The organism is Candidatus Vagococcus giribetii, from assembly GCF_017316185.1.
In the GTDB taxonomy this organism is placed as follows: Bacteria; Bacillota; Bacilli; order Lactobacillales; family Vagococcaceae; genus Vagococcus; species Vagococcus giribetii.
On record NZ_JAFLVX010000021.1, the window covers coordinates 380 to 23,703 of the forward strand.

Below are 23,324 nucleotides of genomic sequence, written 5' to 3' on the forward strand. Positions count from 1 at the left end.
GGAGTCAAAATATCCACTTTGTGAATTCTTCTACTTCTCAACACCAAAAGATCACTCTCACATAGCAATAAATTATGTTTTTCCAAAAAATAGCGACCTCCAAGAGTTAGATTTTTTGTCTAACATCTGGGAGACGCTACAATATAGTATAGTGAATCTTTTAAAATTAAAATCCCGTTTAAATCAGTGTATATCTATATATCATTAAATTGTTTCCAAAACATACAAAATAAGTTGCCTCTCAGATTAAACAATCCAGGAGACAACTTATTTTTATTTTTCTTTCACACTTTTAGCCATTGGCCATTTATCAAAGAATGTATTCATAAAGACCATCGGTAACATGAAGACAAATTGTCCCCCTAAAATACCTAACATCGGATGACCTAATCCTAAGTCGTTCGCTCCAAATGGCCAGATATGTAAGTACTTGATCCAAAGAATACCTAATATTGAACCCACTGTTAGTACCACAGCAAATTGAATCAAGATGCGTTTAAGAGCTGATGGCATAACGGTTTGATTTGGGTAATCATCAAAATGATGATGCCAAGCTAACATCACATTAATAATCGTTAAAGTAAATGATGCCACTGCTAAATCTGCTGGTAAACCAACTGATTCTGCTAAAGGTGTTAATAGGTTTCTTAAGATTGGTAAGAAGGTGAAGGCTCCTGCTAAGGCAATCCCTAAACCAACTAAACCAGACCATGGTTGTTTCGTTGTGACTAATTTTTGTGGGTAGCCTTCCCCACCTTCTGCTGGAATTAAGAAGAAGAAGATAAACAATTGACACCAAGCAAGTGCTGTTGACCAATCACCAAATGGTTGTTTCGTAATTGTCACTCCATCAATTTGTAACGTAAAGAAGCTTGGTACAATAAAGAATATCCATACTAGTAAGGCAATGAAAAGCCCTAAAAATAGAGTACCAAAACTCACTGACCAATCGTCTTTCCCATGTTTACTGAATGGGTAGCGACCAAATAAACTTGTCAATGGAATTTGAGCTAGGATTACTGCTAAGGTGAAGAAGTTAATAGCTGCCCACCCTTTGATAGCTAGTAACGCTTGTGTGTCATCAACTGGACGGAATAAAACTTGCCAGCTAAACGGCTCCCACCATAATCCTAAGGCAGAAACAAAAATCGCAAACGCCACAAAACCAGTTACTAAAGCCATTCCTGTATAGCGAAGACCTGTAATAGGTTGTTTCGTTGTCTTTTTATTTTTTCCGTAGTTACCTAAACTAAGGGTAAACCAAACCCATGTTGAAATGACCATCCAAAAGAAGCTACCTTCTACAGATTCTTTTAAAAAGTGCCCTTGAACCTCAGGACTTAAACCTGCTACAGTACTTCCTCCAACTAACAACATAATTCCTTTAAAAATATTAGACCAGATTACCCAAAAAACTGAGGCAACGACAACTAGTAACGCAATTGTTGCTAATCCACTTAACACAGGATGTTTTATTCTTTTTTTCATGACAAATTTTTCCATAATCGTCTCCCTTTTCTAAAGTTGATTGACTCCCTCATATCAACTTCATCATTCTAAAAAACATATTTTATCTAAATAATTTCGATTCGAATTTGCGCAAATTATAAGTTTACTTTAGCTTGACAGGTAAGCGATTACAACTTAGTTATTTTAAGAGAGAGTATTATAAAAATTAATAGAAATCGGGAAATCCTTGATAGAAATAGAAAAAGACACCTTTTTTTGATTCAAAAGTGTCTTCTTGCTAATTTAGCTATTGCTTATTTTATTTTTTATAGTTTTGGTAAAGAAATGTGGCGGTATTCTGTCAAAATATCCTCATGAATTTGAGCAACAGAGCGGATATTACTAATGTTACCAAGGATTTGACCTGCCATTAGTGAGCCATTTTCCACGTCCCCTTCAACGACTGCTTTGCGTAAAGAACCCATAGTTAATTTTTCTAATTCTTCACGTGGTACTTCATGACTTTCCATCTCTAAGTATTTCGTTGTCATGGTGTTTCTGATAGTTCGAACAGGAGCTCCATTCTTACGTCCCGTTACAACAGTTGACGTTTCAATCGATTCAACTACTTTTTCTTTAAAGCTATCAGGAATTGGACATTCTGTTGATGCTAAGTACACAGTTCCCATTTGAACGCCTTCAGCGCCTAAAGCAAGCGCCGCAGCTAAGCCTCGACCATCTGAGAATCCACCTGCTGCCATCACTGGAATCGATACGGCTTTTGTGACTGCTGCGATTAACGGCATAGTCGCTACTTCTCCAATATGTCCTCCCGCTTCTGTTCCTTCTGCTACAACAGCATCGGCACCTAAATCTTCCATTTTTTTAGCCAATTTAGCGCTTGGTACCACAGGAATGACAATGACACCAGCTTCTTTCAAACCTGGCATATATTTTTTAGGTGTTCCTGCACCAGTTGTGATTATCTTCACATTAGATTCGATAATAACATCGACGATTTCGTCGCAATTAGTCATCATTAGCATCACATTTACAGCAAATGGTTTTTTAGTGATTGCTCTTGTCTTATTGATTTCTTCTCTTAGTTGATCAGCTGTCATACCACCTGAGGCAATAATCCCCAAACCACCTGCTTCTGAGACTGCTCTAGCTAATTGAGATGTTGAAATTTGAGCCATAGCCCCTTGAAAAATGGGATACTCAATTCCTAATAAATCCGTGATTCTTGTCATATTAGTTCCTCTTTTCTTAATATAAGAGCTAGAGAGAAAAACTCTCTCTACCTCTTTAGTTTATCATAATTTATTTTTGAACGCTTTTTGCCATGGGCCATTTATCAAAGAAGGTATTCATAAACAGCATTGGCATCATATAGACAAATTGACCACCCATAATGCCTAACATTGGATGACCTAACCCTAAATCATTACCTCCAAATGGCCAAAGTCCTACATATTTAATCCAAAGAACACCTAGTATAGCTCCTATAACAATCACAATACCTAATTGAGCTAACACTCGACCAGCCACTGAAGGAACCAACTCTTTGTTTGGATAATCATCAAAATGATGATGCCAAGTCAGAAGCACATTGATGATTGTTAACACAAAAGAAGCTACGGCTAAATCAGGAGCAATTTGCACTGATTCTGCTAAAGGTGTCAAAACACTTCTTAAAACAGGTAATAATAAAAAGGCTAGCCCTGCCGCAATCCCTAAACCAATTAATCCTGAGTATGGTTGTTTACTAGTGATTAGTTTTTGAGGGTAACCTTCTCCACCTTCTGCTGGAATTAAGAAGAAAAAGATGAATAGCTGACACCAAGCTAAAGCTGTCGGCCAAGCACCAAAGGGTTGAGTAGTGACTGCTACACCTTCAGTTTGTAGCGAAATGAAACTTGGTACAATAAACGTAATCCAATTAAATAAAGCTAAAAATAAACCTAATGATAGCGTACCAAAGGCGACAGACCACGGTTCTTTACTATGCTTACTAAATGGGTATTTACCAAATAGACTAGCTAGTGGAATCTGAGCCAAAATAACGGATAAAGCAAAGAAATTAATTGCTGACCAACCCTTAATAGCCAAATGCGCTTGGGCTTCATCTACTGGTCTAAACAACACTTGCCAACTGAAAGGCTCCCACCAAATACCTAAAAAAGTAACGAACAGAGCAAAACCAACAATTCCTGATAGAAAAGCTAATCCTGTGTAACGCAAACCTGCTTGAGGTTGCTTAGTTGTTTTAGTATATTTTCCGTAATTCCCCATGTTTAAGGTAAACCATACCCACGTTGAAATCACAATCCAGAAAAAAGTTCCTTCAACAGATTCTTTCAAAAAGTGTCCTTGTACTTCTGGACTCAGACTAGAGATAGCACTACCTCCAATGGCTAGAATAATCATCTTCCAAATGTTTGACCATAGAATCCAACCGATAGACGCGACTAAAACAATCACAACAACAGATAACAAACCACTTAATAAAGGATGCTTAATCCTTTTTTTCATGACAAATTCACTCATAACCTTCTCCCTTTTCTCACCATAATGGAGAGGTTAACTAGGTCAACCTCTCGTTAACCTAGTTACTATAGAGCCATTTCTTTCACTGTATCAGAGACAATCACAGTAGCTTCTGTTTTGTCTAATACCTCTTCAACACTCACTCCTGGAGCAGTTTCTGTTAATAAAAGACCACCTTCAACAACCTCAAACACAGCCATGTTGGTAATGATTAAATCTACGACACCTGCTGCTGATAAAGGTAAGGTACAACGTTTCAAGACTTTAGAATTTCCTTTTTTATCAGTTTGTTGCAGAGATACCACTACTTTTTTAGCACCTACTAATAAATCCATCGCGCCGCCCATACCTGGAGCTAAGACTCCTGGGATTAGCCAGTTAGCAATATCACCATTTTCTGCAACTTCTAAAGCGCCTAAAACTGTCATGTCCACGTGTCCACCACGAATAATCGCAAATGAAGTCATCATATCAAATGTTGAAGCACCAGGTAGTAACGTAATCGGTGCGCCACCTGAATTACCTAAATCCGGATCTGACGTCTCAGCTGTAGGTGTTCCACCAAAACTAAGCGCTCCATTTTCGGCTTGTAAAAAGACGTTAACTCCTTCTGGAATGTAGTTAGCTGCGGCATTTGGAATCCCAAAACCTAAGTTAACTACTGAATCATTCGTAAATTCTTGTGCAATTCTTCTTGAGATAATTTCTTTTGGGCTCATTATTCTACCTCCACTTTTAATTGATTTGTACTTGCCCATAACTCGTTAAAGTAAGCTTTTGATTCTTCAAACGTGTCACCTTGAACAATATAATCAACTAATGGACCAGGTACTTCCACTTCATCAGGAGCAATTTCCCCTACTTCTACAATTTCATTCACTTCAGCAATAACTATTTTGGCAGCTAGAGCCATTTGTAAAATAGCTGATTTGCTTGTGCCACGAGCTAAAATGTTTCCTTGTTTGTCAGCTTTAAAGCCACGAATCAAGGCATAATCTGCTTTAAGCGGTGTATAGAGTAAATATTTTTTACCTTCTACTTCAATCACTTCATGCTCTTCTTCTTGTTGCGTTCCAACTCCAACAGGTGTCACAACTGCGCCAAGTCCAGCACCACCAGCGTGAATACGCTCTGCTAAAGTCCCCATTGGGCAAAATTCAATCTCAATTTCATTGTTTAAGTATTGGCGACTTAATTCTTTAGAGGTACCTACGTGAGCTCCAATGTATTTTTTGATTTGTTTGTTTAAAAACAATTCTTCCACATCGTGAACTTTACCTGGATAAGAAGCTACTGACATAATCAACGTTAAACCATCAATGGTTTTATTTTGTGCTAACTTCTCAATCAAACAAATTGGAGTACTTACTCCTAAAAATCCTGAAATCATCATACTTGAATTTGGTTTAATTAACGCAATCGCTTCTTCAACTGTCTTAATCTTATTCATGGTAATCTCCTATCTGCTTTCGAATTTTGCTTTTCTTTTTTCAACAAAGGCATACATACCTTCTTTTTGATCTTCTGTTGAGAACAAAGCACCAAATGAGGTCACTTCATAATCAAGTCCTTGACCAATCGTCATGTTGATACCTTCATTCATAACTTTTTTACCCATCTCTACAGCTAGTGGTGCTTGTGCAGCGATTTTTTTGGCTAATGAAAGAGTCGTTGTCATTAACTCTTCTTGTTCAACAATAGTATTCACTAAACCAATTCGCTCAGCTTCTTCAGCCGAAATAACTTTACCTGAGAAGATTAATTCTTTGGCCTTTGCCATACCTACTGTACGAGCCAAACGTTGTGTCCCACCAAAGCCAGGAATAATTCCTAAACCAACTTCTGGTTGACCAAACTTAGCATTATAGGACGCAATACGAATGTCAGCTGATAAAGCTAACTCACAGCCGCCACCTAAGGCAAAGCCATTTACTGCAGCGATTACAGGAATACGGAAGTTCTCAATCTTTTTGAATACTCGGTTGCCTTTTTCAGAGAAACGACAAGCTTCCATAGTTCCCATATCAGACATTTCTGTAATGTCAGCTCCTGCTACAAAAGATTTTTCTCCGCTACCAGTGATAACCAATACATGAATATCATCTGTTTCAATTTTTTCTAAGAGAATGTCTAACGCTTCTAGTACTTCTGAATTTAGCGCATTTAATGATTTAGGGCGATTAATAGTTAATAACCCAACTTTTTCTTCTTTTTTGTAATCAACACAAGATAATGTAGTCATTGAACAACTCTCCTTTTAGTTATAATCAAAGAATCCTTTACCTGTTTTTCTACCTAACCAACCTGCTTCAAAGTATTTTTGAATCAGTGGTGATACACGGTATTTAGGATCTTTAAAGCCTTCATATAGGACATTCATAATTGCTGCCACAACATCTAAACCTATCAAATCACCTAATGCAAGTGGTCCTAATGGGTGATTTGCTCCTAATTTCATGGCTTGGTCGATTTCTTCTGCTGTTGCCACATTTTCCCCTAATACAAATGACGCTTCATTAATCATTGGAATTAAGATACGGTTAACCACAAAACCAAATGAATCCCTTACTTCTACACCTGTTTTGCCAATGGCTGTTGTTAACTCTTTAATGGTTGCTTGTGTCTCTTCTGATGTTGTCAAACCTGAGATAACTTCTACTAATTTCATCACTGGAGCTGGATTGAAAAAGTGCATACCAATCACTTTATCTGGTCGTTTTGTAGCTAATGCAATCTCAGTAATTGATAAAGAAGACGTATTAGTTGCTAAAATAGTATGAGCTGGAGCCATTTCATCAAGTTGTTTGAAAATAGATAACTTAATGTCTTTTCTTTCAGTAGCTGCTTCAATCACCAAATCAACTTCCTTAGCTGATTCATAAGTTGTTGAAGGTAAAATACGACTCATAATGTCTTCTTTTTGTCCTTCTGTTAGACGTTCTTTTTTGACTTGAGAAGCTAATTGTTTATCGATTTTTGCGATATTTCCCATTAAAATTTCTTCTGAAATATCATTTAAATACACTTCTTTTCCAGCTTTAGCAAAGACTTGAGCAATCCCTGCCCCCATTTGTCCAGATCCTACTACCATTACTTTATTAATTGACATGAAACACACTCCCACTTTTTATTTTTTTATCTTTCAACGATTAAGGAAACCCCTTGACCGCCACCAATACATAAAGTTGCCAACCCATGATGAGCATCTCTTTTTAGCATTTCATGGATTAATGTGACTAGGACACGAGCCCCACTAGCACCAATTGGGTGACCTAACGCAATTGCTCCACCGTTAACATTGACTATTTCAGGGTCAATTTGTAGTTCATTTACCACGCAAAGAGCTTGAGCTGCGAAAGCTTCATTAGCTTCCACTAAATCTAAATCGGCCACTGTCATGCCTGCTTTTTCTAAGGCTTTTTTGGTAGCAGGTATTGGACCAGTCCCCATTACAAGAGGATCTACACCTGATGTGGCATGAGCTTTAATGCTAACTAGAGGCTCTAATCCTAAAGCGTCTGCTTTTTCTTTACTCATCACAATTAAAATTGCCGCACCATCATTTAACCCTGAAGCATTTCCTGCTGTGACTGTTCCATCCTTTTTAAAGGCTGGACGTAATTTAGCCATGTTTTCAACAGTTGCACCAAATCTTGGATGCTCATCGATTTCTACGACAACGTCCTCTTTTCTCTTTTGAGGAACATTAATTGGAATAATCTCTTCTTTGAAACGACCACTTTTTATTGCCGCTTCTGCTTTATTTTGACTTTGGACAGCCAACTTATCTTGCGCTTCTCTCTCAATATGATAGGCATCACTGATATTTTCAGCTGTGATTCCCATATGAATGTCATGGAAACTATCTGTTAATCCATCTTTTATCATCGTGTCAACGATTTGACCGTTTCCCATTTTGCCACCCCAACGGTAATCATCTAATACAAAAGCAGCTTGACTCATGTTTTCTGTTCCACCAGCAACTACTACCTCATTATCCCCACTGATAATCGTTTGAGCTGCTAACATCACACTTCTTAAGCCTGAGCCACACACTTGATTAATCGTTAACGCTGGTACTTCTTTTGGAATACCTGCTGCAATAGATACCTGTCTAGCAACATTCTGACCCTTACCTGCATTTAGTACATTTCCTAGAATAACCTCGTCGACTTCTTCTGGAGATAGGTTTAATTTAGATAATGATTCAATAATGACTTCTGCTCCTAAATCCACTGCGGAAACGTCTTTAAATGCCCCACCAAATGAACCAATTGCTGTTCTTAATGCTGATACAATGACAACTTCTTTCATAACGATCTAACACCTTCCAATTTCTTATCATTTATTGGTTTTTGTTATTTGCGCAAATCACACTCTTAATGTAACTCCTGAAGTAACCGTTTACAATTTAATAAAATTTAAGATTCTCTTTAATAAAATTAATTGTTCGGTTTCTAGCTTTATATCTCTTTTAAGATAAATTAAAAAAGAAAAAACAGAACAATCCGCTCTATTTTTTCTTTTCAGTCTCTTTTAACTATTATAATTTCACAAATTATTTTTAGCCGAATCTATAACATTGGCTTACGATTAGCAAAACACGTTAAAATAGCTCCTTTAACATAACGCTCTAAACTTTCGTAATTTTCTTTAACAGGACGCGTCAACAAAATCTCAAAAGGTATAGGTTCTTTAAAGGGAACCATCACCACCTCTGGACATAGCTGATATTTGATTGGAGAAGGTAGTAAAGCTATTGCGTTTGATTCTTTCGTGACAGCCATGAGAAAGTCCCAAGAAGAAGAGGTAAACTTCATCTCTTTAGTGATACCTTCACTTCTTAAACGATCAATAATCAATTTATTAGATGAAAAATCTCGATTGAACGTGGCTAAAGGATACTCTTCAATCTCTTGCCAATCAATGGCTTTTTTATGAGCCAAAGGATGGTAGGCGCTCATGAATGCCCCAATTTCGTCTACAATTAAGGTAAATTCTTCAAATTTTTCTTTGTTTAGATATGTGGGATGGATTAATACAGCTAAATCCAATTCACCTTGTAAAAGTAATTGATGTAATTTATGTGCCCCTGCTTCTACAATTTCAATTTTTACCTCATCATTTTTGACAATAAACTTCGTGAAAAAAGTTGTAAAATATATCCTTAAAATCAAAGACGGAATTCCAATTCGAATGGTTCCTTTCTTTTTTAGGGATTCCCTACGAATCATTTCATGCATTTCAAAATGTAATTTGCTTACCTTTAGGGCATAAGCATAATACTTTTCACCACTTGGGGTTAATTCTTTTAAGCGACCGTTTTTACGATAGAATAACTCAATGTCTTCTGATTTTTCAAAGTTTGAAATCAATTGGCTAAGCGAGGACTGGGATACGTTGGCTTTTTTAGCAGCTAACGTTAGGTTGCCGCCAGCTTCTACTATCTTGATAAAATAATCTAATTGATAAATATCCATAATGAGCCTCCTAAAGTATATGTTACTCTTAATCTTACTATAGATACACTCACATAGACGGGGGTTTATTAGGAAGAATCCTATTACTATTATTAATAACAAAAAACTCTAAGTATGTGGCCTATTCACCACTACTTAGAGTTTTTATTAGTTGTTATGAAATTCTTCAAGAATCTGGCGCACTTCTGTCGTTGACTTTGTATTCATAAGTTTCACTCGTAAATCACTAGCTCCGGGGAAACCTTTGACATAAATCTTAAAGAAACGATGTAAGCCCACAATTGAGCGTGGTACTAACTCACCATACTTATCTTGCAAATCAATTTGTTTATGAAGAAGTCCGAGTAACTCTTCTGACGTATGTTCTCTAGGCTCTTTTTCGAAACAATAAGGATTTTTAAACACGCCTCGGCCAATCATAATGCCATCCACGCCGTACTCCTCGGCTAATTTCAAGCCCATCTCACGGTCTAATATATCCCCATTAATCGTGATTAATGTTTGTGGGGCTACTTTGTCACGAATGGCAATAACTTGAGGAATTAAGTCCCAGTGTGCTTCCACTTTACTCATCTCTTCTCGTGTTCTTAGGTGAATCGATAAGTTAGCAATATCTTGTTTTAGGACATGAGTCAACCAGTCTTCCATCTCACCTAGTTCTTTAAAACCAAGACGCGTTTTCACACTAACAGGGATTCCTCCAGCTTTAGCTGCTTGTATTAACTCTGCAGCTACTTCAGGACGTAAGATCAAGCCGCTTCCTTTACCTCGGTCTGCCACGTTAGGTACCGGACATCCCATATTAATATCGATTCCTTTAAAGCCCATCTCAGCCATACCAAGACTCATCTCACGGAAGAAATCTGGATTATCTCCCCAAATATGAGCCACAATAGGTTGCTCGTCTTCTGTAAAAACTAAACGCCCACGAACGCTATCACGACCATCAGGATGGCAATAACTGTCTGAGTTGGTAAACTCCGTAAAAAACACATCCGGAGCTCCTGCTTCTTTTACAACGTGACGAAATACGACATCAGTCACGTCTTCCATTGGTGCTAATACAAAAAAAGGCTTTGGCAAATCAGCCCAAAAATTTTCAGTCATTATCTATACTCCGTTTCTCTTAAAACTGATTTTCTTTGCTTATTATACTCATAAATCTAATAAGAATCAAAAAGAAGTTCTTGGGTATACCTTAGTTAATACTCTAATACAAACTCTTTGGCGTCTTTAATATCTTCTTTTTTATCTGCTAGCTCTTCTTTATCAATGACATTCATATAAAATAAAAAGGTATAGAATTTTTTCAATGTTGTTATTTGACGATTGAACTCATTATCTGATGTCACTATGCCATAATCTATCAACCAATAGAAATAAGACATTAAATCACTGCCATCTCTCAAAGGACTGTAAATGGCATCTCTAAATAAGAAATCCATAAAATATTGGATATTATTAGCATGTCTTCTAACTACTTTTTCAGACAAGCGCTCTTCTTTTTCTAAATAAGTGGTGAACCCTGCTATTAAATAGCCTGAGTGACTGAGGTACTCATTTTCTATCCTTAAAGGATTTAATTGATTGGTATTTACTTTTTCACTTCTTTCTTCCCACAAAGAAAAGTCATCCCATTTTTTATCAATTATAAATTTCCCTTCTAATGATAACTCTTCTTTCGGTTGTACTTGTTCCTCACCACTTAGCCAAGCCTGTAACTCTCGAATTGGAGAAATATGCTTAAGAGAAGAAACGGGTACCTCATTTAACCAAGAAGCTAGTTTACTTGCTTTTATAGACTGCCCCTCACTGTAAATATACCCCTCTAACATATAAATAAAATGATTAGATGTGCTTGTTACTTTTCTATTGTAACCAGTTGCTACCTCGACTTGTCCAAGTTGGTCAAGATACGGTTGTGTAAGCGAGGCTTTAAAACCATCTACTTTAAGTTGATTAGCTAAAGCCTCAACAATGAGTGTTTCTAAGTCTTTTTTTCTAGTAGCATTCACATCTGGTATTAAAATAGTATAGAGCGAAGCATCATTCATCAGTAATAACATTTTTTTACGATTCACATTAAAGTAATTAGCATGCCAACTATCTAGTGGGTTTTGATTAGAGCGTAATTTGGCTTCATTTATATCCTCAGACTGTTCTAAGTAGCTAAACAATGGTAAAGCTTTTTTAGTTGCATGAATAATCATTGACTATCACTCCTTTGATATTTTTATAATTCAATCAACTCATGAGGTAGACTAATCATGTTTTCAAAACCTGTCTCTGTCACAAGAATTTGGTCTTCAATCCGAATACCACCCCAACCTGGAATGTAGATACCTGGCTCAACTGCTACGACATGACCTGCTTCTAGTGTCCCTTCATTTTGAGCTGTTAGCATTGGTGTTTCATGTATGTACATACCAATACCGTGACCGATGTTGGCATAAATATACTTTTCATACGGTGTTCCTTTCACTGCTTGTAAAGAGGCTTCATGAACGTCTTTAATCTTAACTCCTGATTTTATCACACTTAGTGAGTCTTGAAGCATTTGTTTTTCAATCTCATAGACTTCTCGTTGCTGCTCTGTTGCTTTTCCAACAACGACTGTTCGAGTCATGTCAGATAAATAGCCATTAAACTGACAACCAAAGTCCATTAATAGTAAATCCCCGTACTCAACTGATTTCGATGAAGGTATTCCGTGTAATAAAGAGGTATTGGCACCAGAAATAATAATATTGCCATAAGGTTGTGGATCTGCACCTTCTTCTACCATATAAAGTGCTAATTTGGCCCCTAATTCTTTTTCAGTATCTCCCACTTTGATTTCTTTTAATAAACGAGTTAGCGCTCGACAAGAAATATCACAGGCATTACGCAAATATTGAATTTCTTGTGGGGTTTTAATTTCTCTAAAAGTTTCAATAATGTGTTTAGTTGGCACTAAGTCTGCTTTGACTGCTTCTTTAAACCCAGCGTATTCTTCAAAAACCACTTGGTCTGCTTCAAAGCCTATTCCCTTAAGGCCTTCTTTTGCAACAACAGACTGAAGAGCTGCTCCGTGACCTAAAGCTCGCCAATTAATAATCGTGTAATCAGACACTTCAATAGAAGCTTGCTCTGTGTATCTCGGATCCGTCAAGATATACTGATGGGTTAGCGTGACTAAAAGAGCAGAGTCCTCTCCCTTAAACCCACTAATATAGCGAATGTTTGGTGTTTTTTGAATAAAGAAGGCATCCAAATGATTCTTTTCAAGATAATCTCGTAATCTGTCAATAGATGTCATATTCAATCAAGCTCCTTAACGTTTTTTCTCATTATATCAAATAGACAACAAAAGCACTAAACACAAATCTAAAACGCAGATTGTGTTTAGTGCTTTTTTAATGGTTATTTCATATCAAATAATTGAGCGTTTTTTACGTCTTCAATGGTTTGTGTTCCTGCTAATTGCATTACACGTTTTAAATCTGTTTCAAAATATTCTAAAACAGATTTAACTCCTTTGTAACCACCTAAAGCTAAACCAAATAACACGGGACGACCAACAGCAATAATATCTGCTCCACTAGCTAGTGCTTTAAAGATATGCTCACCACGGCGAACACCACTGTCAAAGACGATTGGTACTTGACCAGCAACAGCTTTAGAAATAGCCTCTAGTGTTTCAAATGAACCTGGGGCGTTGTCTAATTGACGACCTCCGTGATTAGATACCCAAACGCCTGATGCGCCTGCACCAATAGCAAGTAAGGCATCTTCTGGTGTTTGAATCCCTTTAACAAATACAGGTAACCCTGAATACTCAGCAATAAATTTAACATCTGATGGTTCAATTTTTTGTTTTGATTGGGCATAGATATTATTAAGAGACATGTTCTCACCAGAACCCGTTAAGTAACGAGACACGATTGGCATACCAAATGGGTACACAAATTTATTTGTAATATCACGTTCACGGTTACCACTTAATGTGGCATCAGCTGTCAAAATAATCGCTGTTGCACCATCTTGTTTGGCTTCATCTAAGATGTTTTTATTCATCTCTTCATCTTTACTCATGTAGATTTGGAACCAACGAGGGTTACCATTTAAACCTTTGTCAATTTCTTCAAAAGTCGCACCTGAGTAAGCACTGATTGACATAATGGTTCCACCAAATTCAGAAATACCACGAGCAGTTCCTGCTTCTTTTGTCGCATGAGCTAAACCATGTGCTGCAATAGGTGCCATAATGAATGGTACTTTTAAGTCATGCTCAAAAATAGAAGTTGATGTATCTGGGTTTTCAACGTTTGCTAACACGCGAGGTAAGATTCCTTTTTTATCCCAAGCTGAATCATTTCTTTTTAAGGTAAATTCTTTACCAGAACCACCTGCCATGTAATCAAATCCACCTTTAGGAACAACATGACTTGCTGCTTCTTCTAAATGATAAGTACTAATAACTTCGATTTCTTGTTCCACTGTTGGTGCATCGTATTTTACTTGTTCGCTCATTTAAATAACCACCTTATTTAATATATTAGTTGACTAGAAAAACAAATTTGTGATTGGTCCTGTTAATGGTGCTAATAGAACCACTGTAATACCTGTAATAACAATTGATAAACCTGACATAGCTCCTTGAACTTCACCTAATTCAATCGCTTTTGATGTTCCTACGGCATGGGCTGAACTACCAAAGGCAACTCCTTGTGCTACTGGATCGGTGATTTTAAACACCTTCATAATCCAAGGTCCTACTAAAGCACCTACAACACCTGTAAAAACGACTACGGCAACAGTCAAGGAAACAATGCCACCTAAAGCACTTGATACATCGACGGCAATAGCTGTAGTAATGGATTTAGGAATTAAGGTCATCACAAGATTTTTGTCTAATTTCAATAACAACGAGAAGAAATAAATCATCGCTGTATGAAAGACGACTCCTGTTAGAATACCTGTTAAAATAGCTGGATAATAACGTTTGAAATAATCAAAGTTATGCTCTAGTTTAATTGCCAGAGCAACTGTAGCTGGTGTGATAAACAAACTAAATAGTTGCCCACCTTGTTGATACGTCTCTAAAGGAATATTAAAGATCATTAGTAACCCAATAATAATCGTAATAGAGAATACTAAGGGGTTGAACAAAGGATTAAGCGGCCACTTGTTTTTTAGTTTATTACCTAATAAATAAAGACCTGCAGTAAGAGAAATCCATAAAAACGGACTCGTAATCAATTTAGTCCACATGAGTTGTTTCGCCTTCTTTCTCTTCTAGGTTGTGTTCCATTTGTTGCAACACTTTCTTATCAAACCTGCGCTTCAAGCTTTGAACCACTCGTCCAATAAAAGCCATCATTAAAGCTGTCGTGATGACAATAATCAGTAATAACTGCCACCATGTATCGGCTAACGTATCGAAATTCGCCATTAAACCAACTCCTGCTGGTACAAAGAAAATCCCCATGTTATTAGTTAGCCATGTTCCTACATCTTCTACTGATTTCATTGGGACAATCTTATAATGAAGAGCCAAGAATAATAAGACCATTCCTATGACACTGCCTGGTATTACCATGACGTTTAAAAAGAGCAGTGATAATAACTCTCCTAAAAAAGCAAACAACATGATAATAAATAACTCCTTAATTAGTTTCACAAAAATCCATCCTCCTACTACCTGTAAACGTTTTAACGAGAACAATATATCACGCAATTCTATCTTTGGATAATATTGATTAATTATGTTACCATAAGTAAAATTTATGTTAAGAATCAGATCATACATTTTACTTATGATAAAATTCACAATCAAAGGAAGAATATAATGAATATCAAAGATTTGACTTACTTTAATCACCTAGCACAAACACTTAGCTTTACAGAGACAGCGTCCCATTTCTACATCTCTCAGCCTTCTATTTCTATGGCTGTTAAGCGACTAGAAGAAGAACTTGATACTCTCTTGATCGATCGAAAAAATAATCACAAAAAACTCGCATTGACCGAAACAGGTCACATTCTTTTAAAATACTCTCAGGAAATTATCACATCGATTGAGCAAGCTCACGAAGAAATCCATGATTTTAATCATCAAATCGTTTATTTTGGCTTACTTCCAACAATTGGTGGTCATTTCATGCCAGAATTATTGCCAAACCTCGTTAAATACGCAGATTCTCTTAACTTAATAGAAGAAGAAAGCTCTGATGTGATGCTAGAGCTTGTCACCTCAGGAGATGTGCCACTTGCTATTATTGCCAGTGATTTTTCTCCCGTTGATTCTTTTCACTTAATGCAGATTCCTTTGCAGCAAGAAGAAATGTCTGCTTGGGTGTCTAAGAATCATCCTTTTGCTAAGAAAAAACGATTAACGATTCAAGATATTGAAAGTACCTCTTGTATCAGCCTTGACAAAGGGTACCTTCATGAGCGAATCTTTCAAAAATGGTTAGATGACAATCAGGTTGAAACGCCACAAATTCTCTATACAAAAGAAATTCGAACGGCTGTTTCAGTGGCTGCCTCAACCAATATGGTAGCTTTTCTGAGTGATATAATTGTCCCAAAACATACTTCTCTTGTCAAAGTTCCTATTGAAAATTCACCTAATATTTTAATCAGTTTAATCGTCAATCAAAGTCGAAACTTCAATCAATTTCAACGAAGTTTTAATGAAGCTGTCATTGACCTTACTAAAGGGATTAGCTAAATATTTTAAAAAAGGAGCTACAAACCTTGATATAACAACAAGTGCAATTCTTTTCTATCAACTTTTCACCCAAAGTGACATACATTGGATTGAGAAGAAATACCCAAAACTAGTAAATTGTAGGTGAAGATAAATGGAAATCAGTCAAATGCTAAAAGAACAAAGAAAAAAATATGAGTTAACCCAGGAAGACTTATCGGAGAAAATATTTGTTTCAAAGAAAACTATCTCCAATTGGGAAACAGGAAAAACAACTCCTGATATTGATAGCTTAATTCGCTTAGCAAAACTATTCGATTTATCTCTCGATGAATTACTATTGGAGGGATCTACGATTGTGGAAGAAATGAAAAAGAAAGAAGTCGCTTATCAAGCACAAAAAATTAGCGTCTTAGGAACAGGATTAACCAACGCCTTATTAATGATCTTTTTATTTATACCTGGTGTCTCTGACTACTTTTATATGTCAGACGCCATGTATGGTCTTTTATTACTCATCATTTTGGCTAACGGCTATTCTTTCTTACATCACCAAAAAGAAGTGAAGCAGTACCTAGGAACAGATTTAGAAATCAAGCAGTTCACCCGAATTAACTTTATATATGCTGCTATTCCTAGTATTTTTATTGTGATTAAATTGTTACAGCGCTTTATCTTATAATTAAAACAACCTGCGAAAAAAGTTTTGAAGCGCCCCCTAAAAGTTAGACTTTTAGGGGGCACTACATTTCGTAGGTTGTTTTTTCATTAATGCTGATTCTTAAATAATCCTTTAAACGTATAATATGTTAACAAGTTGGTAACATTTATGATATATATTAAGTAAGAAGATAAATAAAAAGAAATAGGTGATAACATGGCAAATATACTCGTTGTTGAAGATGATAACTCCATTAATTTTTTAATCCAAACAAATCTATCACTCATCGGACATCAGGTAGATACAGCTTTTGATGGACATGAGGCACGAGAAAAAATTGAAACTAATTCTTATGATTTGATATTACTTGATATCATGCTACCTGGTGAAGATGGTTTTTCTCTATTAAAAAAAGCAACTGACACACCTGTCATCTTTCTGACAGCTAAATCAGATGTATCTGACAAAGTAAAAGGGCTTCAACTTGGGGCTGAAGATTATATTGTTAAACCCTTTGAAATGGTGGAGCTTATTGCTCGCATTGATGTCATATTAAGACGAACTAAAAAAAGTGAAGATTTCTTAGTCATTAATAACGTCAAAATTGATTTTCTAGAACGAGGGATTTATAAGGATGATCTCCTTGTTGATTGCACACCTCAAGAATTTTCTTTACTTGAAGTTCTTGCAATTAACCGAAATATCACACTAAGGCGTGATAAACTACTGGAACTAGCATGGGGATATGATTTTGAAGGAGATTCTCGTACAATAGATGTTCACATCCAGCGCTTGCGCAAAAAACTAAATTTAGAAGATTACATTAAAACAGTTTATAAAATTGGTTATCGATTAGAGGTTAAACGATGAAATTTAAAGCTTTTTTATTTTCTTTAACCCTATTTATTCTTATTTTTTTTGGTAGTTTATTAATCATCAGCAACAAATTACTAAACATCCAATTTCAATCTGGAGAAGCTCAAGCGTTATCACAGTATAACTACCTATCCTCTATGGTGGGAAAAGATATCGATGCTTTGTCATCAAGAGAAGATAATAGTAAAGAACAAATTGACGAGTTACTAAAAACATACTCCCATAACTATAGTTACTCTAAGTACAAATTTATTATTTATGATAAGAATACTATTATTTCAGATAGTATTCTCTCTAATGACTCATCAAAATCAAAAACTTATCCTGAATCCAATAAAATTTCAATCTCAACTGAAAAAAATAATTATCACTATTATGTCCGAACAATAGGTAAAATCCCTACTTCTAATGACTATTACATCGAATCACTGTATGATATTTCATCTTTAATTAATGAATGGAAAGAAATTATTACTATAGTAATTGCAGTAGGTATTATAGGTTGTTTCTTATTTTCTCTTATTCTTCAATGGATATTATCATGGATTTTTAGACCTATCGAAGAAGTCACTAAAATCTCAAAAAAGATTTCTCAAGGCGATTATGAAACCAGAATTAACATAGAAAAAGGTTCTGAAGCCAAAGAGATGGCTCAATATTTTAATATGATGACTGATACCCTTCAGAATAAAATATCCGAACTAGAAAATCTCTCAGAAAGTAGACAGCAATTTGTAGATAATTTTTCCCATGAAGTTAGAACACCTATTACATCAATATATGGTTATGCAGAATTACTCATCTCTGCTTCAGGTAATGAAAATATGATTCTTTTAGCCTCACAAAATATCATGAGTGAAAGTAAACGCGTCATCAATTTATCAGAAAATCTCTTATACTTATCTAGTATGAGACAACATGATATTGAATACAAAGAATACACCCTTCAAAAATTAATGAACGATATTAAAGAATCCACACAAATTACTAGAAAGAAAAAAAATATTCACTTACTAATTAATAACCAAGCACAAAAAATTTATGGCGATATCAACCTGTTACAAAGTCTTTTTATTAATCTAGTGAACAATGCTACTCAAGCTTCCAATAATAACTCAACAATCTTTTTAAGTGCACAGGCTCATTCCGATAAGCTCACTGTTTCTATTCAAGATGAAGGAAAAGGCATCTCTAAAGAAGAATTAGAAAAAATAAGAGAACCTTTTTATCGCGTTGACAGCGCTCGTAGTCGCCACGATGGAGGTGCTGGTTTAGGACTTTCGATTTGTTCTCAAATTGTTGACTTACACCATGGTGACATGGTGATTGAATCAACAGTCAACAAAGGGACTACTATTTCTGTAATGTTTACAACTCCGAAACAAGTCGATGATATTATCGAGACAACTTAATAGTATTCTATCTTTAGTGAATGAGACAAAGACATCTCACTTACTAAATAAAAAAAGAAAGACGAGGTATTTATTTATGAATAAGGTAGTAAAAAGTATGGTAGTAGGAACAGCTTTAATCGGATTATGTTCAGGTGGCGTTGTATTTGCAATGAACTCATCTCTAGATTCAAAATTGAATTCAACAAAAACAATTGAAGCAACGAGTACACTGAATCAATCAAGTAAGGCTACTGAAAAAATGCCTGAAGGAGCTATAGATGCTAAAAAAGCAGAAACTTTAGGTATTGCAGCATTAGAAAGTATGACTGGATTCAAGAAAGATAGTGTTAAAGTTAATATGACTACATTAAAAGATCCCAACAATAGATGGTTGTGGTATGGTAGCGTAGAATCTGATGATAACATTAATTTCATGGTAGATGCTATTACTGGGGAAGTTGTCAATCTTGATAATCCTACAAACAATGAATACACTAACGATATTGATTACAGTAAAACTGACTATGACACATTCAACGCAGAACAATCAAAAAAACAAGATGACTACGCAAGTGATGTAAAACAAGCTGCATCTCAATTTACAAACGAAAAAATTGCAGATGTTAAATTTAATTATGCTGGTTTAGGCGAAGATAATAAATCAACTTATACAAACATGACATTCATAGCAACTACCGAAAATGGTAAAGAGTGCTCGGTCACTCTGTCACCTAGAGATAAAAAAGTAACCACTATTTTTATTGTAACACCTGAAATACCAGGTGCCTTAGGTTAATCACCTATGGAAGCTAGCACCCAATTGATTAAAAATCACTTTCTCTCCTAAACAAAATCAGTTAATTAACCAGATAACTGAGTTAAGTGAGAGATATAATGACAACAAAGTTTATCGGTACGAGTGTGTTAATCTAGCTTAATTTGACTAACTAAAAGTAATTCTATTTTTAACGTCTATGTCAACAAGTAGTGCCTTATAATGATAATGTAAGAGGAGATTAGTTATGTATCTTGGAACGTCAATCAAACAACAACGCCTTATAAAGATCCTCTCCCGCAAAGAACTAGCTAAAGCTCTAGATGTAAAAAGACTTCTTATTTATAGATGGGAGAACAATCAAAAACTCTCTACCCTATGCCACATCAACAACCTCTCTACTTATCTAAACATTGGTTTAGAGGGTTTACTTATTAACCTGAAAATATCGTTAAATAAAAAACAAAACCTCTAAAAAATCCTTCCTATCTTTATAGGGAGGATTTTTGCAGGATTAAACTATCTTCAATAATTTTTTTTACAAAGTCGAAACAAGTCTACAATATAGCGATAATACTTTTACCCTATACGCAGACTGATATTCCAATAACAAACATAAGAGAGGTCTATCATGTCCATCAAAAAAACTACTTCCCTTTTAATTTTATCAATTTTATTTGTTATTAGCGGGGTTAGCTACATATATCTAAATAAAATTAATCTCAACAATGATCTTGAGAAAAAACATAACGTACAACAGGCAGAAGTTGCTTCTATAACGGAAAAAAAAGTTATTGAAACAAGTTATGTAGATCAAATTAATGATAGAATCAATAAGCAACAATTCTCCAATCGACTAAATATTCCTTTAATATTACAAACAGATAAGAAATGGGCCAACACTTTTTACGGAAGTGACTCATCTGATGTTGAAAATAATACCATTAAAATAAATGGTTGCGCTCTAGTTTCTTTAGCCATGATTTCATCCTATCTAGATAATAAAAATAGGACACCTCTTGATATCTTATTTTGGTCTGGAGATGCTTATTTTATAGAAAACCAAGGAACCTCGTGGAATATTTTTTCTGATTTTTCAGTAGCTAATGGCTATCAAATGATTAACCTTGGTACTGATTTTGAAGCAGTCAAAGAGCAATTATTACTTGGTAACCCTGTAATTATTTCTGTTAAACCAGGAAAATTTACTAAAGTAGGACATATTATGATTCTTTCTGGTTATGATAGTAGTCAAAATACTTTTTGGCTTAATGACCCAAATGATTCTGAAGAAAAACAGCATTCCACAACTCCATTTTCTCAAGGTGATTTAGAATCAGAAGTTGTTAATTTTTGGTCTTTTTCAAAATAATGATATCGGGCACTATTTAAGTGAGACTTTCATGACAGTCTCACTTTTTTACGTGTTATAATAAAATTATATTAATTTAAGTAGCACTTTAGTCAAATCAATCCTTTGTTTAGTGCTATTTACTAACTTTTCCATTATGCTTCAACTATCAAAGAGTTAAAGGAGATTTTTTATGGATATCGGTACGAAAATAAAATCATTAAGACAAACAAATAACCTAACTCAACAGGACTTAGCAGAAAAAATAAACGTTTCCGCTCAATCTATTTCCAATTGGGAACGTGGGAAAGACTATCCAGATATTGGCAACATCATTCACCTATCTGATTTTTTCAAAGTCTCTCTAGATGTTCTTATTAAAGAAGACATAGAGTTTAAAGAAGCCTTGATAAATAACAAAGTTGACCATCAAGTCTATTCTTTCTTTAACCTAATGCTTCTATTAGTCTTTGTTCTTATTTTAGGATTAAGTATTTATACGATTGTCATCAGTGGCTTTGACCAAAAAACCTTATTTGGTTTAGTCGTTGGGTCATTTGGTGTGATTGATTTTGGCATGAAAGTCTACAGAAAAAAAGCAGCTTCAGCTAGTTAGCTGATAAAGCTGCCATTGTTATATAATTATAAGGTTGGTTGAAGTGGGGTAAAAAGAATATATCTAATAAAGCTAATTCGTCAACTGTCACTTGTTTTGCTATCGCCAGTGAGAACATATGAATTCCCATAGACATATCTCCCTTAGAACTCATTTGAGCTCCTAAAACACGTCGACTAACCTGATCGTAGACAATTCTTAGTTTTACTTGTTCATTGTCTTTCATAAAACTTGGTTTTTGTAAGTCTTCAAAATCAGTCACTGCTACCTTAAAGCCCAGTGTCTTAGCTTTTTCATACGAAATACCCGTTGATACCATGTTTTGGCCAAAAATACTAATGCCGTTTGAACCTTGAACTCCTAATGATTTTAGCTCTGATCCGCCAATACTGTGTCCAGCTACTATCCCAGAACGAACAGCATTAGTTGCCAAAGCAATATGAGTCACTTCATTTAAAGCATTTGAATAGATAGTGGCACAATCCCCAATCGCATATACATCTGCTAAATTAGTTCTTTGATGCTCATCTACTAAGTAGGCTTTTTCTTTTGATAAAGTCAAACGACCTTGTCCTAAGTCAACATTAGGAATAAAGCCAAGGGCATTTACCACTAAATCAACAGGATATTCTCCTTTATCCGTAACAATACCACTTACTTTATTGTCCAAGGACGTCATTTTATTTTTAGCTATTTGTGTATCTGGATTGACTTTAATCTCCTGAACTAACTCTTCAATGCAACGTAAAAAGACATCCATGACATCATTTTTCTGATACGACATAACTTTTTCATTTAAGTGCAGTTCAACGCCATTCTCACTTAATGTGTTCGACATATCCTCTGATAACCAGGCATCATAATAAGCAGATAATACCTGACTTTCAATATCAAAAAGCAACACATTTTTTCCTCTTCTTTTAATAGCTTCTGCCATCTCAACACCAATATAACCAGCCCCAACCACAGCCACATTTTGTACCATTGGGTCATCTAATTCTTCATCAACAACCATACAGTCTTCAAAAGTTTTTAAACAATGAATGCCTGCATAATCATTGCCTGGTAAATTAAGATTAATTGGTTTTGATCCTGTTGCTAAAACAAGATTGTCATAAGTTTCTTCAAATGTCTCTCCATTAACACGACAACAAGAAACGATTTTTTTATCAAAATCAACGGCAACGACACTAGTCTCCATATGAATCGCCGCCCCTTTTTCTTCAAAGGCTTCTTTATTTGTATAAAACAATGTCTCATAAGAATCAATTTGTCTGCCCACCCATAATGGAGAGCCACAACCTAAATAGCTTAAACTATTACTTTTATCAATCATAACCACTTGTTGATCTGGGTAATGATCTAATAAGGTATTAGCTGCTGCAATCCCTGCATGGTTAGAGCCAATAATGACTGTTTTTACCATCGTTCTCCTCCTTAATCAAATATAAAGCTAGAGCCTAGACTTCTCTAGGCTC

General features: G+C 35.5%; 24 protein-coding genes. 8 read left to right on the plus strand and 16 right to left on the minus strand.

Annotation, left to right across the window (positions count from 1 at the left end):
• Window positions 1-273: 273 nt before the first annotated feature.
• The 15 genes from DOK76_RS08595 to DOK76_RS08665 form a co-directional block, all read right to left on the minus strand.
• Window positions 274-1,503 carry a hypothetical protein gene (locus tag DOK76_RS08595; protein WP_206966819.1) on the minus strand — a complete coding sequence of 410 codons (1,230 nt, stop codon included), beginning with the start codon at window positions 1,501-1,503 and terminating at the stop codon, window positions 274-276.
• Between the two features lie 272 nt (window positions 1,504-1,775).
• A complete protein-coding gene (locus DOK76_RS08600; RefSeq protein ID WP_370590125.1) occupies window positions 1,776-2,723 on the minus strand; it encodes a nitronate monooxygenase in 948 nt (315 codons plus the stop codon).
• A 49-nt stretch (window positions 2,724-2,772) separates the two neighbouring features.
• Window positions 2,773-3,999, minus strand: coding sequence for a hypothetical protein (locus DOK76_RS08605; protein ID WP_206966823.1), 1,227 nt, complete (start codon window positions 3,997-3,999; stop codon window positions 2,773-2,775).
• Window positions 4,000-4,064: 65 nt separating this feature from the next.
• Window positions 4,065-4,718: a 3-oxoacid CoA-transferase subunit B gene (locus tag DOK76_RS08610; RefSeq protein ID WP_206966824.1), complete on the minus strand. Its 654-nt coding sequence runs from the start codon at window positions 4,716-4,718 to the stop codon at window positions 4,065-4,067.
• A complete protein-coding gene (locus DOK76_RS08615; RefSeq protein WP_206966826.1) occupies window positions 4,718-5,449 on the minus strand; it encodes a CoA transferase subunit A in 732 nt (243 codons plus the stop codon). The genes DOK76_RS08610 and DOK76_RS08615 overlap by 1 nt, the downstream gene beginning before the upstream one ends.
• A gap of 9 nt (window positions 5,450-5,458) precedes the next feature.
• Window positions 5,459-6,241 carry an enoyl-CoA hydratase-related protein gene (locus tag DOK76_RS08620; protein ID WP_206966828.1) on the minus strand — a complete coding sequence of 261 codons (783 nt, stop codon included), beginning with the start codon at window positions 6,239-6,241 and terminating at the stop codon, window positions 5,459-5,461.
• 15 nt (window positions 6,242-6,256) lie between these two features.
• Entirely contained in the window at window positions 6,257-7,108 is an 852-nt protein-coding gene (locus DOK76_RS08625) for a 3-hydroxybutyryl-CoA dehydrogenase (protein ID WP_206966830.1), read from the minus strand.
• A 26-nt stretch (window positions 7,109-7,134) separates the two neighbouring features.
• The gene (locus DOK76_RS08630) at window positions 7,135-8,313 is read right to left on the minus strand and encodes an acetyl-CoA C-acetyltransferase (RefSeq protein ID WP_206966832.1); all 1,179 of its coding nucleotides are present in this window, start codon (window positions 8,311-8,313) and stop codon (window positions 7,135-7,137) included.
• Window positions 8,314-8,573: 260 nt separating this feature from the next.
• Window positions 8,574-9,479, minus strand: coding sequence for a LysR substrate-binding domain-containing protein (locus DOK76_RS08635; protein ID WP_206966833.1), 906 nt, complete (start codon window positions 9,477-9,479; stop codon window positions 8,574-8,576).
• 147 nt (window positions 9,480-9,626) lie between these two features.
• Window positions 9,627-10,586 carry a tRNA dihydrouridine synthase gene (locus DOK76_RS08640; RefSeq protein WP_206966835.1) on the minus strand — a complete coding sequence of 320 codons (960 nt, stop codon included), beginning with the start codon at window positions 10,584-10,586 and terminating at the stop codon, window positions 9,627-9,629.
• Between the two features lie 95 nt (window positions 10,587-10,681).
• The gene (locus tag DOK76_RS08645; protein ID WP_206966837.1) at window positions 10,682-11,689 is read right to left on the minus strand and encodes a DUF6933 domain-containing protein; all 1,008 of its coding nucleotides are present in this window, start codon (window positions 11,687-11,689) and stop codon (window positions 10,682-10,684) included.
• A gap of 23 nt (window positions 11,690-11,712) precedes the next feature.
• On the minus strand, window positions 11,713-12,777 hold the full coding sequence (locus DOK76_RS08650; RefSeq protein WP_206966839.1) for a M24 family metallopeptidase: 1,065 nt from the start codon (window positions 12,775-12,777) through the stop codon (window positions 11,713-11,715).
• Window positions 12,778-12,881: 104 nt separating this feature from the next.
• Window positions 12,882-13,991 carry a lactate oxidase gene (locus DOK76_RS08655; protein ID WP_206966841.1) on the minus strand — a complete coding sequence of 370 codons (1,110 nt, stop codon included), beginning with the start codon at window positions 13,989-13,991 and terminating at the stop codon, window positions 12,882-12,884.
• Window positions 13,992-14,024: 33 nt separating this feature from the next.
• The gene (locus DOK76_RS08660) at window positions 14,025-14,732 is read right to left on the minus strand and encodes an LrgB family protein (RefSeq protein ID WP_206966843.1); all 708 of its coding nucleotides are present in this window, start codon (window positions 14,730-14,732) and stop codon (window positions 14,025-14,027) included.
• Window positions 14,722-15,141, minus strand: coding sequence for a CidA/LrgA family protein (locus DOK76_RS08665; protein ID WP_206966845.1), 420 nt, complete (start codon window positions 15,139-15,141; stop codon window positions 14,722-14,724). Before DOK76_RS08665 ends, DOK76_RS08660 begins: the two co-directional genes overlap by 11 nt.
• Window positions 15,142-15,309: 168 nt before the next feature.
• Here DOK76_RS08665 and DOK76_RS08670 point away from each other — a divergent pair, with 168 nt between their 5' ends.
• The 8 genes from DOK76_RS08670 (at window position 15,310) to DOK76_RS08705 (ending at window position 21,846) form a co-directional block, all read left to right on the plus strand.
• Window positions 15,310-16,194 carry a LysR family transcriptional regulator gene (locus tag DOK76_RS08670; protein WP_206966847.1) on the plus strand — a complete coding sequence of 295 codons (885 nt, stop codon included), beginning with the start codon at window positions 15,310-15,312 and terminating at the stop codon, window positions 16,192-16,194.
• Between the two features lie 133 nt (window positions 16,195-16,327).
• Window positions 16,328-16,855: a helix-turn-helix domain-containing protein gene (locus DOK76_RS08675; protein WP_206966849.1), complete on the plus strand. Its 528-nt coding sequence runs from the start codon at window positions 16,328-16,330 to the stop codon at window positions 16,853-16,855.
• A gap of 195 nt (window positions 16,856-17,050) precedes the next feature.
• A complete protein-coding gene (locus DOK76_RS08680; protein ID WP_206966850.1) occupies window positions 17,051-17,704 on the plus strand; it encodes a response regulator transcription factor in 654 nt (217 codons plus the stop codon).
• Entirely contained in the window at window positions 17,701-19,122 is a 1,422-nt protein-coding gene (locus DOK76_RS08685; protein ID WP_206966852.1) for a sensor histidine kinase, read from the plus strand. Before DOK76_RS08680 ends, DOK76_RS08685 begins: the two co-directional genes overlap by 4 nt.
• A 76-nt stretch (window positions 19,123-19,198) precedes the next feature.
• Window positions 19,199-19,900 carry a hypothetical protein gene (locus DOK76_RS08690; protein ID WP_206966854.1) on the plus strand — a complete coding sequence of 234 codons (702 nt, stop codon included), beginning with the start codon at window positions 19,199-19,201 and terminating at the stop codon, window positions 19,898-19,900.
• Between the two features lie 226 nt (window positions 19,901-20,126).
• Window positions 20,127-20,354 (plus strand): helix-turn-helix domain-containing protein, encoded by a 228-nt coding sequence (locus DOK76_RS13360; protein WP_206966857.1) that lies wholly within the window; start codon window positions 20,127-20,129, stop codon window positions 20,352-20,354.
• Between the two features lie 156 nt (window positions 20,355-20,510).
• Complete coding sequence (locus DOK76_RS08700; protein WP_206966859.1) at window positions 20,511-21,251, plus strand: C39 family peptidase; 741 nt, start codon at window positions 20,511-20,513, stop codon at window positions 21,249-21,251.
• Between the two features lie 172 nt (window positions 21,252-21,423).
• Window positions 21,424-21,846, plus strand: coding sequence for a helix-turn-helix domain-containing protein (locus DOK76_RS08705; RefSeq protein ID WP_206966861.1), 423 nt, complete (start codon window positions 21,424-21,426; stop codon window positions 21,844-21,846).
• Here the strand turns inward: DOK76_RS08705 and DOK76_RS08710 are convergent.
• Entirely contained in the window at window positions 21,839-23,272 is a 1,434-nt protein-coding gene (locus DOK76_RS08710; RefSeq protein ID WP_206966863.1) for an FAD-dependent oxidoreductase, read from the minus strand. The genes DOK76_RS08705 and DOK76_RS08710 overlap by 8 nt on opposite strands.
• Window positions 23,273-23,324: the final 52 nt, after the last annotated feature.

Excerpts from the sequence above, each read along its gene's own strand:
- DOK76_RS08595 (WP_206966819.1), bottom strand. The coding sequence starts at position 1,503 with ATGGAAAAATTTGTCATGAAAAAAAGAATAAAACATCCTGTGTTAAGT.
- DOK76_RS08625 (WP_206966830.1), bottom strand. The coding sequence starts at position 7,108 with ATGTCAATTAATAAAGTAATGGTAGTAGGATCTGGACAAATGGGGGCA.
- DOK76_RS08660 (WP_206966843.1), bottom strand. The coding sequence starts at position 14,732 with ATGTGGACTAAATTGATTACGAGTCCGTTTTTATGGATTTCTCTTACT.
- DOK76_RS08675 (WP_206966849.1), top strand. The coding sequence starts at position 16,328 with ATGGAAATCAGTCAAATGCTAAAAGAACAAAGAAAAAAATATGAGTTA.
- DOK76_RS08670 (WP_206966847.1), top strand. The coding sequence starts at position 15,310 with ATGAATATCAAAGATTTGACTTACTTTAATCACCTAGCACAAACACTT.
- DOK76_RS08685 (WP_206966852.1), top strand. The coding sequence starts at position 17,701 with ATGAAATTTAAAGCTTTTTTATTTTCTTTAACCCTATTTATTCTTATT.
- DOK76_RS13360 (WP_206966857.1), top strand. The coding sequence starts at position 20,127 with ATGTATCTTGGAACGTCAATCAAACAACAACGCCTTATAAAGATCCTC.
- DOK76_RS08610 (WP_206966824.1), bottom strand. The coding sequence starts at position 4,718 with ATGAGCCCAAAAGAAATTATCTCAAGAAGAATTGCACAAGAATTTACG.
- DOK76_RS08630 (WP_206966832.1), bottom strand. The coding sequence starts at position 8,313 with ATGAAAGAAGTTGTCATTGTATCAGCATTAAGAACAGCAATTGGTTCA.
- DOK76_RS08645 (WP_206966837.1), bottom strand. The coding sequence starts at position 11,689 with ATGATTATTCATGCAACTAAAAAAGCTTTACCATTGTTTAGCTACTTA.
- DOK76_RS08635 (WP_206966833.1), bottom strand. The coding sequence starts at position 9,479 with ATGGATATTTATCAATTAGATTATTTTATCAAGATAGTAGAAGCTGGC.
- DOK76_RS08615 (WP_206966826.1), bottom strand. The coding sequence starts at position 5,449 with ATGAATAAGATTAAGACAGTTGAAGAAGCGATTGCGTTAATTAAACCA.
- DOK76_RS08680 (WP_206966850.1), top strand. The coding sequence starts at position 17,051 with ATGGCAAATATACTCGTTGTTGAAGATGATAACTCCATTAATTTTTTA.
- DOK76_RS08700 (WP_206966859.1), top strand. The coding sequence starts at position 20,511 with ATGTCCATCAAAAAAACTACTTCCCTTTTAATTTTATCAATTTTATTT.
- DOK76_RS08640 (WP_206966835.1), bottom strand. The coding sequence starts at position 10,586 with ATGACTGAAAATTTTTGGGCTGATTTGCCAAAGCCTTTTTTTGTATTA.
- DOK76_RS08620 (WP_206966828.1), bottom strand. The coding sequence starts at position 6,241 with ATGACTACATTATCTTGTGTTGATTACAAAAAAGAAGAAAAAGTTGGG.
- DOK76_RS08655 (WP_206966841.1), bottom strand. The coding sequence starts at position 13,991 with ATGAGCGAACAAGTAAAATACGATGCACCAACAGTGGAACAAGAAATC.
- DOK76_RS08690 (WP_206966854.1), top strand. The coding sequence starts at position 19,199 with ATGAATAAGGTAGTAAAAAGTATGGTAGTAGGAACAGCTTTAATCGGA.
- DOK76_RS08710 (WP_206966863.1), bottom strand. The coding sequence starts at position 23,272 with ATGGTAAAAACAGTCATTATTGGCTCTAACCATGCAGGGATTGCAGCA.
- DOK76_RS08650 (WP_206966839.1), bottom strand. The coding sequence starts at position 12,777 with ATGACATCTATTGACAGATTACGAGATTATCTTGAAAAGAATCATTTG.
- DOK76_RS08705 (WP_206966861.1), top strand. The coding sequence starts at position 21,424 with ATGGATATCGGTACGAAAATAAAATCATTAAGACAAACAAATAACCTA.
- DOK76_RS08605 (WP_206966823.1), bottom strand. The coding sequence starts at position 3,999 with ATGAGTGAATTTGTCATGAAAAAAAGGATTAAGCATCCTTTATTAAGT.